A 15,092-nucleotide genomic window follows, 5' to 3' on the forward strand; every position below is an offset into this window, starting at 1 on the left:
TATTTAACCGCTGGACTCTCGTTATGACTGAGGGACTGCCGGGGGGCAGGTCATCTAGTTTGGCATTGTCTGCCGCAAATGACTTGAGTGCAGAGATATCCGATTTGGACGATGAGCAATTTGACTATAAGAAAGAACTGAAGAGTGCAAAGTGGTGTAAGGCGATGGCTGCTCGTATATTAGCGCAGTACAAGAAAGATGTGGGGCGTAAGAAAGCAGATCCTGTGGCCAATATCTTAGGCAAGACCTTAATTAAGGCGGGATAGTCTTCAGCTGCCTCCTGCCGCAACAATCACCCCCGCTTTTCCCCCCGCCGAGCAACCGCACTCAACCCCTTCGTCAACTGCACCAACCCATTCAGCCGTGCCTCAGGCGAACCCCAGGCCCGGTTGATCACCAGCCTGTTATCCGGCCGCAGCTTTGCGGTGCCCTTCAGCCGGTCGATATAGGCGAAGAGGCCGGCGGGTTCGGGGAAGCTGTCGTTGTGGAAGCTGACGAGCGTGCCCTTGGCGCCGACGTCGATCTTGGCGATGTGGGCTTCGATGGCCTGGCGCTTGATCTCGATGAGCTTGAGGAGGTTTTGCGTCGGCACGGGGAGGGGGCCGAAGCGGTCGATCATTTCGGCGGCGAGGGCTTCGACCGCGTCGGCGCCTTCGGCGTCGTTCATGCGGCGGTAGAGCGCCATGCGCACGGCGAGATCGGGGACGTAGTCTTCCGGGATCATGATCGGGGCATCGACGGTGATCTGGGGGCTGAGGGCATTGCGTTCGCGGGCGAGGCCGATTTCGCCGGCCTTGGCGGCGACGATCGCGTCTTCGAGCATCGACTGGTAGAGTTCGAAGCCGACTTCGCGGACGTGGCCTGACTGTTCGTCGCCCAAGAGGTTGCCCGCGCCGCGGATATCGAGATCGTGGCTGGCGAGCTGGAAGCCGGCGCCGAGGCTATCGAGATCGCTGAGCACCTTGAGGCGCTTTTCGGCGACTTCGCTCAAGGCCTGGTTCTCTGGGAAGGTGAGGTAGGCATAGGCGCGCAGCTTGCCGCGCCCGACGCGGCCGCGCAGCTGGTAGAGCTGGGCGAGGCCGAAGCGGTCGGCGCGGTGGAGCACGATGGTGTTGGCGCTGGGGATATCGAGGCCGCTCTCGACGATGGTGGTCGAGAGGAGGACTTCGTAGCGCTTCTCGTAGAAGGCGCCCATGCGGTCTTCGACTTCGGTGGGGCTCATCTGGCCGTGCGCGGAGACGTAGCGGATTTCGGGCACGTTGAGGCGGAGCCATTCCTCGAGATCGGGCATGTCGGCGATTCGGGGGACGACGATGAAGCTCTGCCCGCCTCGCTGGTGTTCGCGCATCAGGGCCTCGCGCATGGTGACGTCGTCCCACGGCATGACGTAGGTGCGCACGGCGAGGCGGTCGACCGGCGGGGTCTGGATCGTGGAGAGTTCGCGCAGGCCCGACATCGCCATCTGCAGCGTGCGCGGGATGGGCGTGGCGGTGAGGGTGAGGACGTGGACGTCGGCCTTGAGTTCCTTGAGGCGCTCCTTGTGGACGACGCCGAAGCGCTGTTCCTCATCGACGATGACGAGGCCGAGGCGCTTGAAATCGAGGCCCTTGGACAGCAGCGCGTGGGTGCCGATGACGACATCGACGGTGCCGGCGGCAAGGCCTTCCTTGGTGACGGCGGCTTCCTTTGGGGGCACGAGGCGGCTGAGGCGGCCGACTTCGAGGGGGAAGCCGGCAAAGCGCTCGACGAAGGCGGTGTAGTGCTGGCGCGCGAGGAGCGTGGTGGGCGCGATGACGGCGACCTGCTTGCCGGCCATGGCGGCGACGAAGGCGGCGCGCAGGGCCACCTCGGTCTTGCCGAAGCCGACATCGCCGCAGACGAGGCGGTCCATCGGTTTGCCGGATGAGAGATCGGCGAGGACATCCTCGATGGCGCGTTCCTGATCGTCGGTCTCGGCCCAGGGGAAGCGGTCGACGAAGGGGCCGTAGCTGGCGGGATCGGGGGCGAGGGTATCGGCTTCGCGCAGGGCGCGCAGCGCGGCGGTCTGCATGAGCTGGCCGGCGATTTCGAGGATGCGCTCGCGCATCTTCGCCTTGCGGCGCTGCCAAGCCTCGCCGCCGAGACGGTCCAACTGGACGCCTTCGCTGTCGCTGCCGTAGCGGGAGAGGACATCGAGGTTTTCGACGGGGATGTAGAGCTTGTCGCCGCCCGCGTATTCGAGCTGGACGCAATCGTGCGGGCTGTCGCCCACCGCGATCGGCATGAGGCCGATGTAGCGGCCGATGCCGTGCTCCATGTGGACGACGAGATCGCCGGTGCCGAGCGCAGCGAGTTCGGCGAGGAAGGCGTCGGCATCCTTGCGCTTGCGCTTGGGGCGAACGAGCCGGTCGCCGAGGATGTCCTGTTCGGTGAGGACTTCGATGTCGCCGCTGGAGAAGCCTTGCTCGAGGGGCAAGACGACGGCGGCGGGCTTGCCGGTGGCGGCGGCACCGAGCGCTTCCTGCCAGGTTTCGGCGAGGATGGGCGGCGCTTTGCCGACATCGCCCAGCAGCGAGGCGAGGCGGCTGCGCGAACCGGAAGAGTAGGCGGCGATGATCGCCTTGTGGCCGCGCGTGGCGAGGGCGGCGAGGTGTTTGGCGGCGGCTTCGTAGATATTGGCGCCGGATGCACGTTCGGGGGCGAAATCGCGCGGGGGGCCGAAGCCGAAATCGAGGACGCGAGGGGATTCCGGCTCGGCGAACTGGCTCATGCGGTGGATGGGCCAGCCGATGGCGGCGCGGTCGAACTCGTCGCGGGCGAGGTAGAGCGCGGTTTCAGCGAGGGGGCGGTAGGTGGTGGCGCCGGCGCGCGAGGCGCTTTCGGCGCGGGCCTGGCGGTAGTCGGTGATGTCCGACAGGCGCTCCTCAGCGGCCTTGGCGGCGGCGGCATCGAGGAGGACGAGATCGCCCTCGGCGAAGTGGTCGAACAGGGTGACGAGGCGATCTTCGAGGAGCGGGAGCCAGTGCTCCATCCCGGCGAGGCGGCGACCGTCGGTTACCGCCTGATAGAGCGGATCGCTGGTGGCGTTGGCGCCGAACTGCTCGCGGTAGCGGGTGCGGAAGCGGCGGATCGAGTCCTCGTCGAGCAGGGCTTCGCTGGCGGGGAGCAGGAGGTGCGAGGTGACGGGCTGGACGGAGCGCTGGGTGGCCGGATCGAACAGGCGCATCGTCTCGATCTCGTCGCCGAAGAAATCGAGGCGCAGGCCGTGGGAGAGGCCGCTGGGCCAGAGATCGAAGACCGAGCCGCGCACGGCATATTCGCCCGCGTCCACCACGGTATCGACGCGGCTGTAGCCCTGGCGCTGGACGAGGGCGATCAGGGCATCGCGGGCGATCTCTTGCCCCACCCGCAGCGCGCGGACGGATTCGCGCACGCGGAACGGCGTGAGGGTGCGCTGGAGGACGGCGTTGATCGTGGTGACGAAGAGCTGCGGGCCCTCAAGCGGCTGCTGCAGCGCGTGCAGCGCGGCGAGGCGGCGGGCGCTGACTGCCATGGCGGGGGAGGCGCGGTCAAACGGGAGGCAGTCCCACGCGGGATACTCGGCGACGTCGAGTTCAGGCGCGAAGAACTGCGCGCTCTGGGTGACGGCGCGCATGGCGGCATCGTCGGCGGCGATGAAGATCGTGCGCTTGGGGCTTTTGGTTGTGGCGGCGGCGCGGGCCAGATCGGCAAGGACAAGCGGCTGCGCCCCGCGGGCAATCGAAGCGAGGGTGAGCGGCGTCGTGGCCGACAGGATGCGGGACGGATCGGGCATGCGAAAAGGCGTTTGCTACGTCAGCGCGGGATATCGACGTAGTCGAGGCGGCGCATGGCGTCCATCTCTGCACCGGCGAACTCTACCGGGACAGGCTGGGTGCCGAGCGCCCAGGCCATGATGTCGACGTCGTCTTCCTCGAGCAGCCGTTCGAACCAGCCGAGCGCGGGCTCGTCCCACTGCTTGTGGCGGACGTCGAAGAAGCAGCCGATCATGTAGTCCGCCTCACGCGTGCCGCGATGCCAAGCGCGGAATTTCATCCGGGCGAGGCGCGGGCTGAGGGGGGAGTCGGTTTCGGTCATAGCGGCGCCGATACGCGCTGTGGGGTGGGCGGGGCAAGCGCCAAGCCGGATGCCTGAAGGGCAAATTGGTTTCTCGCAGAGACGCAGAGGAGGCAGAGTGCGCGGAGATGAAATGGCAGGCCGAGGCGGGATCGTCTGACCGAGACTTTCCGGCTTACTGGTATGCAAGGCGGCTGCGCCGCAAACCCAGCCTCTCTGCGCGCTTCGCTTCCTTGGCGTCTCTGCGAGAAATCCTTGTTGAAACTCAGGCCCGCAAAGCCGCGAGGACTTCGGCGCCGGTCTTGCCGACGAGTTCCTTGGCGAGTTCGCGGCGCAGGACCTGTTTGAGCTGGCCGTGGTAATGCGGCCTGAGTTCGCCCAGCGTGCGCGGCGAGGCGATGATCACCAGATCGTGGATGCGGTGCGCCAGCACTTCGCCGTTGAGCCAGTGGACAACCGCTGCGCCGTGCTGCGCTTCGATCACCTGGCTTGCCGGATCGTGGCCGCTCATGTGGCCATGCTGCCCGCCCGAGGCGTGGCCGTGGAGATCGAGCGCGGTGCTCGCGTGGGCTTCGAGAACAGGCTCGGCCTCGCTGCCGGTGTTGCGCAGCAGGGTGAAATGCGCGCCGTCGACGAGGGCGATGATGGCGGCGTGGGGAATGAGCATCGGGGGGCCTTCCTGTTTCTGGCTGCGTCAGGATCAGTCCTGGGCCGATGGGAGCGGTGTGTCCATGCGCTGGATCAAATCGGCGAGGCGGTGGCGCTTGGCCGCCCGGGTGGATAAGGAAGACGCACGATGCGTCCCGAGCTGCTCAATCCGCTGTTTGCCGAAACCGAGGGCCTCAAGGGCGTGGGGCCGGGCCTTGCGCGGCCGCTCGCCAAGCTGGGGCTGACGCGCGTGCGCGACCTTGCCTACCACTTGCCCGACCGGTTCGTGGCGCGGCGGGCGGTGGCGAATCTCGATGAGGCGGCGATCGGCGAGCAGATCGTGATTGCGCTGACCCCGCGCGAGCACCGGTCAAGTTCGGCGCGGGGCCCCTACCGGATCATGGCCGAGGACGCGCTTGGCAACTATGTTGCCTTGGTCTGGTTCGGGCGGGCTTCCTACACCGCGAAAAAGCTGCTGCCGGTGGGCGAGAAGCGCTGGGTATCCGGGCGGCTCGACCAGTATGGGCAAGGTTGGCAGATCGTCCATCCCGATCATATTGCCGAAGACGGGGCCGGGGTGCTCGGCTCGCTCAACGAGCCGGTCTATCCGCTGACCGAGGGGCTGACGCAGGCGCGCGTACAGGCGCTGGTGCATCAGGCGCTGGGGCTGGTGCCGGACTTGCCCGAATGGATCGAGCCGGGACTGCTCGCGCAAATGGGCTGGCCAGCCTGGCGCGAGGCGCTGGGGACGGCGCACCGCCATGCCGATGCGTGCGCGCGTGACAGGCTGGCCTATGACGAACTTCTGGCCAACAGCCTTGCGCTCATGCTCGTCAAGGCGAGCAACCGGTCGCGCCGTTCGGTGCCGCTCAAGGGCGATGGCCGTCTGCGCGACAAGCTGCGACTGCCTTTTGCGCTGACAGGCGCGCAGACGCGTTCGGTGGGCGAGATCGAGAGCGACCTGGCGCAAGGCGCGCCGATGCTGCGGCTGCTGCAGGGCGATGTGGGATCAGGCAAGACAGCGGTGGCGCTGCACGCCATGCTGATTGCGGTGGAAGCAGGCGCACAGGCGGCGCTGCTGGCGCCGACCGAGATTCTGGCGCGTCAGCATGCGGAGACCTTGCAGCGCATGGCAGCGGGGACGGGGGTGACGATCGCGCTCCTCACGGGCCGTTCCTCGCAGCGCGGGGGCAGCCGCGCGCGTGAGGCGATCCTGATGGGACTGCTGGATGGCAGCATCGATATCTGCGTGGGGACGCACGCGATCTTTCAGGAGAGCGTGACCTACCGCAATCTGGCGCTGGTGGTGATCGACGAGCAGCACCGCTTCGGCGTTGGGCAGCGGCTGATGCTGACGCAGAAGGGCAAGGCGACGCCGCATTGCCTTGCGATGACGGCAACGCCGATCCCGCGCACTCTGACGCTGGCCCAATATGGCGAGATGGAAGTGTCCAAGCTCGACGAGATGCCGCCTGGAAGGCAGCCGATCGACACGCGGGTGGTGGCGCTGGAGCGCTTGCCCGATGTAGTGGATGGGCTGGCGCGGCATCTGGCGACCGGCGCACAGGCCTATTGGGTCTGCCCGATGGTGCGCGAACAGGAAACCGCCGATCTCGCGGCGGCGGAAGCCCGGTTTGCGGCGCTGGAGGCGCGGTTCGGCAAAGATGTCGTGCTGGTGCACGGGCAGCTTCGGCCCGAGGCCAAGGATGCGGCCATGGAGCGCTTTGTGCGCGGCGAGGCAAAGCTGCTGGTGGCGACCACGGTGATCGAAGTGGGCGTCGATGTACCGGCGGCGAGCCTGATGGTCATCGAGCAGGCCGAACGCTTCGGGCTGGCGCAGCTGCACCAGCTGCGCGGGCGGGTAGGACGCGGCTCGGCGCGCTCGACCTGCCTGCTGCTGCGCGGTGAGGCGCTTTCGGAGACCGGGCGTGAACGGCTCGCCCTGATGCGCGAGACGCAGGACGGTTTTCGTCTGGCCGAGGAGGACCTGCGCCTGCGCGGCGGGGGCGAGCTGCTCGGGACGCGGCAATCGGGCGATACGCCCTTTCGGGTAGCGGACTTTGAACAGATTGCCCGGCTGCTTCCCCTCGCGCATGACGATGCGCGGCTGCTGATGGAGCGCGACGGCGGGCTGGCTTCTCCAAGGGGAGAGGCGGCACGGGCGCTGCTCTACCTGTTCGAGCGCGACTGGGGCGTGCAGCTGCTGCGCGGCGGTTAAATCTGGAAGGACCCAAGTTGAAGCGTGTTTCTGAAGCGGCCCGGGCTTTGGGTTATGCAGGGCTTCTGCCGCAAGTTGCGGCGCTGCTGGCGGTGTTCAAGGGCGGCGAATGGGCGTGGACCGCGCTGGCGATGGCTTATGCCTATGCGGCGCTGATTTTCAGCTTTCTGGGCGGAGTGTGGTGGGGCATCGGCATCGCGCGGCCGGAAAGCCCGCGCTGGATTTTCCTCGCCGGCGTTGCGCCTTCGCTGATTGCATTGGCGCTGTGGTATCCATGGATGGCGGGGTGGACCTGGCCGGGACCGGAACTGCTAGTGCTGGGGGGCTGCATTGCGGCCTCGCCGCTGGTCGATCTGGGCGTGGGGCTGAAGCCGGAGGGTTGGCTGGCGCTGCGGCGCAATCTTTCAATTCTGCTGGGCACGCTTACCGTGCTGATTGGGCTCATGGCGGAGCGGGCTTCGGGAATTTGAAATTGCTTCGCTTCGCACGCGATGACGAAGGAGCGGTGCCATGTTCAGCAGGGAAGGGATGAGGCCTGAGCGGCCCGTTTTCCCCAAAAGGAAAGAAGTGGTCGGGGAAAGAGGATTCGAACCTCCGGCCCCTGCCTCCCGAAGACAGTGCTCTACCAGGCTGAGCTATTCCCCGACCGATCGTTCGCCCCCAGACACCCAAAAGCGGCTACCCGGAGGCGAGGCAGGGGCGCGCTATAGGCGGGGGATTCGAGGGTGACAAGCACCCTTTTTGCAAGAATTGCCGGTTCATGCCGCGCGGCTCAGCACGGCTGCACCGACCGGTCCTGCGGACGAAAGGCGGAAGCGGGCCACAAGTTCCTGCAGCGTTTCGGCCTCGCGTAGCAGGTTGTGGGCGGCTGCGTTGCTCTGCTCCACCATGGCGGCGTTCTGCTGGGTGACCTGATCGATCCGGCTGAAGCTGGCATTGACAGTGCCAAGCGCTTCCACCTGATCGGCTGCTTCGGCAGCGATGCCGCTGATCGCGCTGCCGATGCCGGTGACCCGCTCCACGATCGTACGCAGCACGGCGCCGGTTTCGCCGACAAGTTCGACGCCGGTTCCGACTTGCGCCGAGGACGCGCCGATCAGCGTCTTGATCTCCTGAGCGGCGTCCGCACTGCGCTGGGCAAGTGCGCGCACTTCATTGGCGACGACGGCAAAACCCTTGCCGGCATCGCCCGCGCGCGCGGCTTCGACCCCGGCGTTGAGGGCGAGGAGGTTGGTCTGGAAGGCGATGCCATCGATGATCGAGATGATCTGGGCGATTTCGCTGGAGGATTGCTCGATAGCAGTCATCGCCGCGATGGCGCGTTCGACCACCACGCCGCCGGTGGCGGCGTCGGCCTGGGCCTCGGCGGTGGTGCGGTTGACCGCCTCGGCGCGGGCTGCGGTCTTGCGGATGCCGGTGGCGAGCGAGGTCGTCGCCTCGCTGTTGGCCGAGATTGCGTTTGCCTGGCTTGCGGTGCGGTGGGCAAGGTCATCGGACGCACTGCGGATTTCAGAGGAGCCACTTGCGATCTGGCGAGCGGCGGCGGTGACTCGGCCAAGGAGCCCATCGAGATCGGAGGCGGCTTCGTTGAATGAGCGGCGGAGCGTTTCGTATGCGGGAGGGAAGGGATCGGTTATGCGCAGGGCAAGGTCGCCGCGGGCCATCGCCTCGAGCCGGGCGGCGACAGCGCCGATGACAGCGTTCTGCTCGGCGGCGGTGCGGGCGCGTTCGGCGCCGGCTTCGGCCTCGATGCGTTCGGCCTCGCAGCGCAGTTCGGCTTGGTGCTGGATGCGGCGTGCGACCTGTTCGCACAGCGCGACAAGGGCGCCGGTCTCCGCGACGACTACAACCGCGTGCAACAGGACGCGGACCAAGTCCGACCCGCCGGTCCAGACAATGCCCGGGGCGAGGAAGTTGGTGAGCAAGTGATGCACGGCGGTGAGACCGGCGGCGAGGATCACCGGGCGCCAATCGGCCATGGCGGCAAGCATGGCGAGCGCGGCGAAAAACGTCAGGTGAATATCGACCATCAATGGATGGCCGGACCACTGGTAGAGCGCGATCATCGGATAGGCCGCGATCGCGCTGCCCATGGCGAGGCGGGTCCCCGCATCGGTGCGGCCCTGGAAAACGAGCGCGAGCGGAATGGCGCCAACCGCCGCCGCCAGGAGGAGCGGAAGTAGGCCCGTATCGGCAAGGCTGGTGCCGACGCCGATGACGAGCACAGCAATAATGCAAGTGGCGGCAAGCAGCTTCAGGCCATTGCTTCGGACGGCGAGGAGTTCATCCATGGGGCGGGACTTCCCGGGGCTGGCAGAGGATGGAGGGAATGGAGATGGCAAGCGCACCTTCGTACAAGGCGCGCGCGCCGAGGCCGTGAGGCGGGGCAATTACGATCAGGCCGCCGAAGGGGCCATTGCCATTGAGTGCGGCACCATGGGCGAGCGCCCAATCGAGCGCGGCGTGATGCCGAGCCGGGACAAGCGGGAGATACCAGGCGGCAAGGCCGGGGCGGGGGGCAAGTTCGGCCACCGCGATGACGAGCGCGAGCACGGAAGCTTGCGCGGCGAGCGCGAGGCGGGGGCTGGCGGCGCAGGTGACCGGGGCGGCGGATGTGGCAGGCATGCAGCCGCCATAGTCTGATCCGGACTTAAGGGGCGGAAGGCCGACATTAGGGTTAACTGCGTATTCCGGGTGCTGGTCAGTGCGGCGGGACATGGTTAGACATCGGCAATGGCCAGTGCTGTATCCCCGACCCGAGTCCCGCCGCGCCACACCGCGGCCGCGCATCCCGAAATGCAGTACCTGGACCTAATGCGGCGCATCTGGGAGGAGGGGGACGAGCGGGTCGACCGCACGGGTGTGGGCACGCGTTCGGTGTTCGGGGCACAGCTGCGCTTCGATCTGGCGGATGGGGCGATGCCGCTGCTGACGACCAAGCGCGTCTACTGGAAGACGGCGACGCGGGAGTTCCTCTGGTTCCTGACCGGGGACACCAATATCCGTGAGCTTTGTGCGCAAGGGGTGGAAATCTGGACCGACTGGCCACTCGACACATATCGGCGCGAGACGGGCGAGGCGATCTCGCGTGCGGACTTTTCGGCGCGGATCGTGGCGGATGCGGAGTTTGCCGCGCGCTGGGGCGAGCTGGGGCCGGTCTATGGAAAGCAATGGACCGATTGGCCGGTCTATGCGCCGGCGGGGAACGGGCTGTTTGCGCGGCAGTCCAGCGGGATCAATCAGGTGGCCGAGGTGGTCGAGAGCCTGCGCCGGAACCCCGGAAGCCGGCGGCATATTGTCGAAGGCTGGAACGTGGCCGAACTCGACCAGATGGCGCTGCCGCCGTGCCACAAGACCTATCAGTTCCATGTGGCGGACGGGAAGCTCTCGGGTTTGCTCTATCAGCGCTCGTGCGATGTCGCGCTGGGGCTGCCGTTCAATCTGTGGGGCGGGGCGCTGTTTATCCGCATGCTGGCTCAGCAGTGCGATCTGGAGCCGGGCGAGCTGGTGTGGATGGGGGGCGATACGCATCTCTATCTGAACCACGCCGAGCTGGTCGAGGCGCAGCTGGCGCGTGTGCCCGAGGGGAGCCCTAGAATGAACATTCTGCGGCGGCCGGAAAGCATGTTTGGCTATCGGATCGAGGACTTCGAGGTGACGGGCTATGCCCCGCAGGCGCATATCGCAGCGCCTGTGGCGGTTTGATTGACTCGGAAAGTGCGGTGTAATATTGTTATGCAGTGAGCTAATAATGCGTCTTTGAACTGGGGCGCAGCGGGAGTGACAGATGCAGGCGTTTTGCGCATGACCGAGGCCCCGCGCACCAATCTTCCGCCGCTGGAACTGCATGTGCCCGAGCCGCGTTTCCGGCCGGGCGACGCGGTGGATTACAGCCATCTGGTGATACCGGCAGCAGGTGTGCAGGCAAGGCCGGACGAGGGCTGTGCGGCGAACGAGACGCATCCCTTGTGCCTCGATCTGGTGCGTGTGCTGGGCGAGGACAACAAGGCGGTCGGGCCGTGGGATCCGAAGCTCGATCCCGACAGCTTGCGGCGAATGCTGCGATTGATGGCGCTGACGCGGGCATTCGACGACCGGATGTATCGCGGGCAGCGGCAAGGCAAGACCAGCTTCTACATGAAGTGCACCGGCGAGGAAGCGACCTCGATCGCCCCGGCGATGGCGCTGGCGGCGGACGACATGGTGTTCCCGAGCTACCGCCAGCAGGGTATCCTGATCGCGCGCGGCTATCCGATGGTCGACATGATCAACCAGATCTATTCGAACAAGGCGGACAAGCTCAAAGGGCGGCAGCTGCCGATCATGTATTCGGCGAAGGAAGCTTCGTTCTTCTCGATCTCGGGCAATCTGGCCACGCAGTATCCGCAGGCCGTGGGCTGGGCGATGGCAAGCGCGATCAAGGGAGATACCCGGATTGCCGCGGCCTGGCTGGGCGAGGGCTCGACCGCGGAAGGGGACTTCCATTCGGCGATGACTTTCGCGGCGGTCTACAACGCGCCGGTGGTGTTCAATGTCGTCAACAACCAGTGGGCGATTTCGAGCTTCTCGGGCTTTGCCGGGGCGGAGCGGACGACCTTTGCGGCACGGGCGATCGGCTACGGGATCGCAGGCATCAGGGTCGACGGGAACGATCCGCTGGCGGTCTATGCGGCGGCGCGCTGGGCGGCGAACCGGGCTCGTGCGGGTGGCGGGCCGACCTTGATCGAGCACTTTACCTACCGGGCGGAGGGGCATTCCACTTCGGATGATCCGGGGCAGTACCGTTCGCAGGCCGAGCGCAGCGAATGGCCGCTCGGTGATCCGGTGACGCGTCTGGCGCGGCATCTGGAGGCCTTGGGTGAATGGACGCCAGAGGCGCATGCGGCGATGGATCTGGAATTGGCCGAGCAGGTGAAGGCTGCGGCCAAGGCAGCGGAAGCGAACGGCGTGCTGGGCCACGGGCTGCACCATCCGTTCCGCACGCTGTTTGAAGATGTGTTCGAGGAACTGCCCTGGCACCTCAAGGAGCAGAGCGAGCAGGCTATCCGCGAGCGCCGGATCAAATGGCCCGAGTGGAAGGAGGACGACTCGTGAGCGAGGCGCCTTCGCACAAGCGGCTCAACATGATCGAGGCGATCAACGACGCGCTCGATGTGATGATGGCGCGTGATGACAGCATTGTCGTGATGGGCGAGGATGTCGGCTATTTCGGCGGCGTGTTCCGCGCGACGGCGGGGCTGCAGAAGAAATTTGGCCGGACGCGGGTGTTCGACACGCCGATCAGCGAATGCGGGATCATCGGCGTGGCGGTGGGGATGGGGGCCTATGGGCTGCGGCCCGTGCCGGAAATCCAGTTTGCCGACTATATCTATCCGGGGCTGGATCAATTGGTCTCCGAAGCCGCGCGGCTGCGCTATCGTTCGGCGGGTGAGTTTACCGCGCCGATCACGGTGCGCTCACCCTTTGGCGGGGGCATCTTTGGCGGGCAGACGCATAGCCAGAGCCCGGAAGCGCTGTTCACGCATGTCGCGGGCCTCAAGACGGTGATCCCGAGCACGCCGCACGATGCCAAGGGGCTCCTCATCGCGGCGATCGAGGACAACGATCCGGTGATCTTCTTCGAGCCCAAGCGCATCTACAACGGGCCGTTCAACGGATACTACGACAAGCCGGTCGAGCCGTGGTCGCGGCATCCCGATGGCGCGGTACCGGAGGGCTATTACCGCATCGAACTCGGCAAGGCGCGGGTAGTGCGCGAGGGCGAGGCGATGACGGTGCTGGCCTATGGCACGATGGTCCATGTCGCCGAGGCAGTGCTGGCGGAGAAGGGGGTCGATGCCGAGATCATCGACCTGCGCACGCTCGTGCCGCTCGATATCGAGACGATCAACGCCTCGGTCGAGAAGACCGGGCGGTGCCTGATCGTGCATGAGGCGACGCGCACGGGCGGCTTCGGTGCGGAGCTGTCAGCGCTGGTGCAGGAGCGCTGCTTCTACAGCCTCGAGGCGCCGATCGAGCGCGTGACCGGGTTCGACACGCCTTATCCGCACAGCCTTGAATGGGCATATTTTCCGGGTCCGGTCCGCATTGGCGAGGCCGTTGACCGTCTTTTGAAGGCCTGACGCGATGGGGACTTTCACATTCCGCCTGCCCGATATCGGCGAAGGCATTGCCGAGGCCGAGATTGTCGCCTGGCATGTCGCGGTGGGCGACGTGGTGGCCGAGGATGGGCGCGTTGCCGACCTGATGACCGACAAGGCGACGGTCGAGATGGAAAGCCCGGTGAGCGGGCGGATCGTTTCGATTGCGGGCGAAGTGGGCGATGTGATCGCGATCGGCTCGCCGCTGGTGGTGATCGAGACCGAGGGGGATGAGGCTGAGGTTGGGGCTGAGGCTGAGGCTGAGGCTGAGGCTGAGGCTGGGGTTGAGGTTGCGTCTGGTCCGTTGACGGGCTCGGGACGAGCGGATGCTGTTGTAGAACCGGCTTTGGCTGAACCGTTGGTTGAGACGATTGCCGAACCGAAAAATGGGGACAGTCCCCATTTTTCGAAGGTCCTCGCCAGCCCTGCCGTTCGGGCGCGGGCGGCGGCGCTGGGGATCGATCTGGCTGAGGTGAAGCCTTCGGAAGAGGGCCGGGTGCGGCATGCCGACCTCGACCAGTTCCTCGCCTACAATGCGGGCGGCGGGTATCGCGCGGCGGGCGCGGCCCGTGCGGACGAAACGGTGCGGGTCATCGGCTTGCGCCGCAGGATCGCCGAGAACATGGCGGCCGCGAAGCGCAATATTCCGCATTTCACCTATGTCGAGGAATGCGACGTCACCGCGCTGGAGGCGATGCGGGCGCAGTTGAACGACGCGCGGGGCGCGAAGCCCAAGCTGACCATGCTTCCCCTGCTGATCACCGCGATCTGCCGGACTTTGCCCGACTTTCCCATGCTCAATGCGCGCTATGACGACGAAGCGGGCGTGGTGACGCGGCATGGCGCAGTGCATCTGGGCATGGCGACGCAGACATCGGGCGGGCTGATGGTGCCCGTTATCCGCGATGCGCAGGATCGCAACTTGTGGCAGCTGGCCAGCGAGATTGCGCGGCTTGCCGAGGCGGCGCGAATGGGGACGGCGACATCGGCCGAGCTTTCAGGATCGACGATCACGGTGACTTCGCTTGGCGCGCTCGGCGGTGTCGCGACGACGCCGGTGATCAACCGGCCGGAAGTGGCGATCATCGGGCCGAACCGCATTGTCGAGCGGCCGATGTTCGTTGCGGACGGGATGGGCGGTGAGCGCATCGAGAAGCGCAAGCTGATGAACATTTCCATCAGCTGCGACCACCGCGTGGTCGATGGCTGGGATGCGGCGAGCTATGTGCAGGCGCTGAAACGGCTGATCGAGACGCCGGTGCTGCTGCTGGCGGATTGATCCGCGCTTAGCGCACCACGCCGCGCCAGGTCATCTGGCCAGTGCCGGCAAGCGCCTGCGGGGCAGGGATGCGCCAGCGCAGGTGCGTGACGTCCTCGGGCATGGCGCGGCGGATCTGGCCGCCCGCCGTGCGCACGCTGAGCGCTTCGAGCGGGCCCCAGGAGCGGCCGCCATCGACCGAGACTTCCTCCGCGCCGTCTGCCGTGCCGGCAAACGCGATGCTGCGCGGCATGGGATTGGTGACGGTGAAGCCGGCGTCTTTGCGGCCGGTCCAGTTGACGACGAAGATCACCCGGTCGCCGGGACGCAGCTGGTCAGCGCGTTCGAGCACGCGGGCCGTGCGGCCGCCGGGCGCGGGCTGGAAGCGTTCGATAAAGACGTCGCTGGCGAACTGCACGCCGCCTGCCGCATGGGCTGCGGCCGGGACCATGGCGACCCCCGTTGCCACGCAGGCGATTACCGTTCTCATCATGCCACCGTCTTCCCCGGACGCCCCCTTGCGCCGTCTCTGCAAGGGTTTGGCACGAGTGCGGATAAAGTTTGGTTAATGGGGGATTGCCGGGGTTCCTGGCCATGCGCGGGACGAGCAGGGGGAGGATCGAGCGATCGGCAAAAAATTGGGGTGCGCTTGTTGACAGGGGCAGGCCTCTGCCATAGTGGCGCTGCTCCCAAGCGAGTTGCGGGTGTAGCTCAGTTGGTTAGAGTGCCGGCCTGTCACGCCGGAGGTCGCGGG

General features: G+C 66.5%; 13 protein-coding genes and 1 tRNA gene. 7 read left to right on the forward strand and 7 right to left on the reverse strand.

The annotated features are described in order from the left end of the window. On the forward strand, positions 1-266 hold a 266-nt coding region (locus WCL10_RS19980), incomplete at its 5' end, for a hypothetical protein (protein ID WP_336897399.1). Between the two features lie 26 nt (positions 267-292). Here the strand turns inward: WCL10_RS19980 and mfd are convergent. The 3 genes from mfd to WCL10_RS19995 all read right to left on the reverse strand — a co-directional run bounded on the left by mfd (position 293) and on the right by WCL10_RS19995 (position 4,741). Beyond that, positions 293-3,793: a transcription-repair coupling factor gene (gene mfd / locus WCL10_RS19985; RefSeq protein WP_336897400.1), complete on the reverse strand. Its 3,501-nt coding sequence runs from the start codon at positions 3,791-3,793 to the stop codon at positions 293-295. A gap of 20 nt (positions 3,794-3,813) precedes the next feature. Next, positions 3,814-4,095: a succinate dehydrogenase assembly factor 2 gene (locus WCL10_RS19990; protein WP_336897401.1), complete on the reverse strand. Its 282-nt coding sequence runs from the start codon at positions 4,093-4,095 to the stop codon at positions 3,814-3,816. Between the two features lie 244 nt (positions 4,096-4,339). Continuing rightward, a complete protein-coding gene (locus WCL10_RS19995) occupies positions 4,340-4,741 on the reverse strand; it encodes a host attachment protein (protein ID WP_336897402.1) in 402 nt (133 codons plus the stop codon). Between the two features lie 129 nt (positions 4,742-4,870). Here WCL10_RS19995 and recG point away from each other — a divergent pair, with 129 nt between their 5' ends. Then, entirely contained in the window at positions 4,871-6,940 is a 2,070-nt protein-coding gene (gene recG, locus WCL10_RS20000; RefSeq protein WP_336897403.1) for an ATP-dependent DNA helicase RecG, read from the forward strand. A gap of 17 nt (positions 6,941-6,957) precedes the next feature. After that, positions 6,958-7,410: a DUF3429 family protein gene (locus WCL10_RS20005; protein WP_336897404.1), complete on the forward strand. Its 453-nt coding sequence runs from the start codon at positions 6,958-6,960 to the stop codon at positions 7,408-7,410. Between the two features lie 98 nt (positions 7,411-7,508). On the opposite strand, the gene WCL10_RS20010 is transcribed toward WCL10_RS20005, so the two are convergent. The 3 genes from WCL10_RS20010 to WCL10_RS20020 form a co-directional block, all read right to left on the reverse strand. Then, positions 7,509-7,585, reverse strand: a tRNA-Pro gene (locus WCL10_RS20010). A gap of 113 nt (positions 7,586-7,698) precedes the next feature. Beyond that, the gene (locus tag WCL10_RS20015) at positions 7,699-9,231 is read right to left on the reverse strand and encodes a methyl-accepting chemotaxis protein (RefSeq protein ID WP_336897405.1); all 1,533 of its coding nucleotides are present in this window, start codon (positions 9,229-9,231) and stop codon (positions 7,699-7,701) included. Continuing rightward, positions 9,224-9,565 (reverse strand): hypothetical protein, encoded by a 342-nt coding sequence (locus tag WCL10_RS20020; protein ID WP_336897406.1) that lies wholly within the window; start codon positions 9,563-9,565, stop codon positions 9,224-9,226. The genes WCL10_RS20015 and WCL10_RS20020 overlap by 8 nt, the downstream gene beginning before the upstream one ends. Before the next feature lie 171 nt (positions 9,566-9,736). Between WCL10_RS20020 and thyA the strand changes: the two genes are divergently transcribed. The 4 genes from thyA (at position 9,737) to WCL10_RS20040 (ending at position 14,359) form a co-directional block, all read left to right on the forward strand. Next, positions 9,737-10,645: a thymidylate synthase gene (gene thyA, locus WCL10_RS20025; protein ID WP_336897411.1), complete on the forward strand. Its 909-nt coding sequence runs from the start codon at positions 9,737-9,739 to the stop codon at positions 10,643-10,645. Between the two features lie 99 nt (positions 10,646-10,744). Beyond that, on the forward strand, positions 10,745-12,034 hold the full coding sequence (locus WCL10_RS20030) for a 3-methyl-2-oxobutanoate dehydrogenase (2-methylpropanoyl-transferring) subunit alpha (RefSeq protein WP_336897407.1): 1,290 nt from the start codon (positions 10,745-10,747) through the stop codon (positions 12,032-12,034). Next, positions 12,004-13,062, forward strand: coding sequence for an alpha-ketoacid dehydrogenase subunit beta (locus tag WCL10_RS20035; protein WP_336897408.1), 1,059 nt, complete (start codon positions 12,004-12,006; stop codon positions 13,060-13,062). The genes WCL10_RS20030 and WCL10_RS20035 overlap by 31 nt, the downstream gene beginning before the upstream one ends. Before the next feature lie 4 nt (positions 13,063-13,066). Then, positions 13,067-14,359, forward strand: a complete 1,293-nt coding sequence (locus tag WCL10_RS20040) for a dihydrolipoamide acetyltransferase family protein (RefSeq protein WP_336897409.1) — start codon at positions 13,067-13,069, stop codon at positions 14,357-14,359. A 7-nt stretch (positions 14,360-14,366) separates the two neighbouring features. Here the strand turns inward: WCL10_RS20040 and WCL10_RS20045 are convergent, their stop codons facing one another. Then, positions 14,367-14,831: a hypothetical protein gene (locus WCL10_RS20045; RefSeq protein WP_336897410.1), complete on the reverse strand. Its 465-nt coding sequence runs from the start codon at positions 14,829-14,831 to the stop codon at positions 14,367-14,369. Positions 14,832-15,092 lie beyond the last annotated feature (261 nt).

This window comes from Novosphingobium sp. (assembly GCF_037133355.1).
Taxonomy (GTDB): domain Bacteria; phylum Pseudomonadota; class Alphaproteobacteria; order Sphingomonadales; family Sphingomonadaceae; genus Novosphingobium.

Excerpts from the sequence above, each read along its gene's own strand:
- WCL10_RS20020 (WP_336897406.1), bottom strand. The coding sequence starts at position 9,565 with ATGCCTGCCACATCCGCCGCCCCGGTCACCTGCGCCGCCAGCCCCCGC.
- WCL10_RS20045 (WP_336897410.1), bottom strand. The coding sequence starts at position 14,831 with ATGATGAGAACGGTAATCGCCTGCGTGGCAACGGGGGTCGCCATGGTC.
- recG (WP_336897403.1), top strand. The coding sequence starts at position 4,871 with ATGCGTCCCGAGCTGCTCAATCCGCTGTTTGCCGAAACCGAGGGCCTC.
- WCL10_RS20040 (WP_336897409.1), top strand. The coding sequence starts at position 13,067 with ATGGGGACTTTCACATTCCGCCTGCCCGATATCGGCGAAGGCATTGCC.
- WCL10_RS20035 (WP_336897408.1), top strand. The coding sequence starts at position 12,004 with ATGGCCCGAGTGGAAGGAGGACGACTCGTGAGCGAGGCGCCTTCGCAC.
- WCL10_RS19995 (WP_336897402.1), bottom strand. The coding sequence starts at position 4,741 with ATGCTCATTCCCCACGCCGCCATCATCGCCCTCGTCGACGGCGCGCAT.
- thyA (WP_336897411.1), top strand. The coding sequence starts at position 9,737 with ATGCAGTACCTGGACCTAATGCGGCGCATCTGGGAGGAGGGGGACGAG.
- mfd (WP_336897400.1), bottom strand. The coding sequence starts at position 3,793 with ATGCCCGATCCGTCCCGCATCCTGTCGGCCACGACGCCGCTCACCCTC.
- WCL10_RS20030 (WP_336897407.1), top strand. The coding sequence starts at position 10,745 with ATGACCGAGGCCCCGCGCACCAATCTTCCGCCGCTGGAACTGCATGTG.
- WCL10_RS19990 (WP_336897401.1), bottom strand. The coding sequence starts at position 4,095 with ATGACCGAAACCGACTCCCCCCTCAGCCCGCGCCTCGCCCGGATGAAA.
- WCL10_RS20015 (WP_336897405.1), bottom strand. The coding sequence starts at position 9,231 with ATGGATGAACTCCTCGCCGTCCGAAGCAATGGCCTGAAGCTGCTTGCC.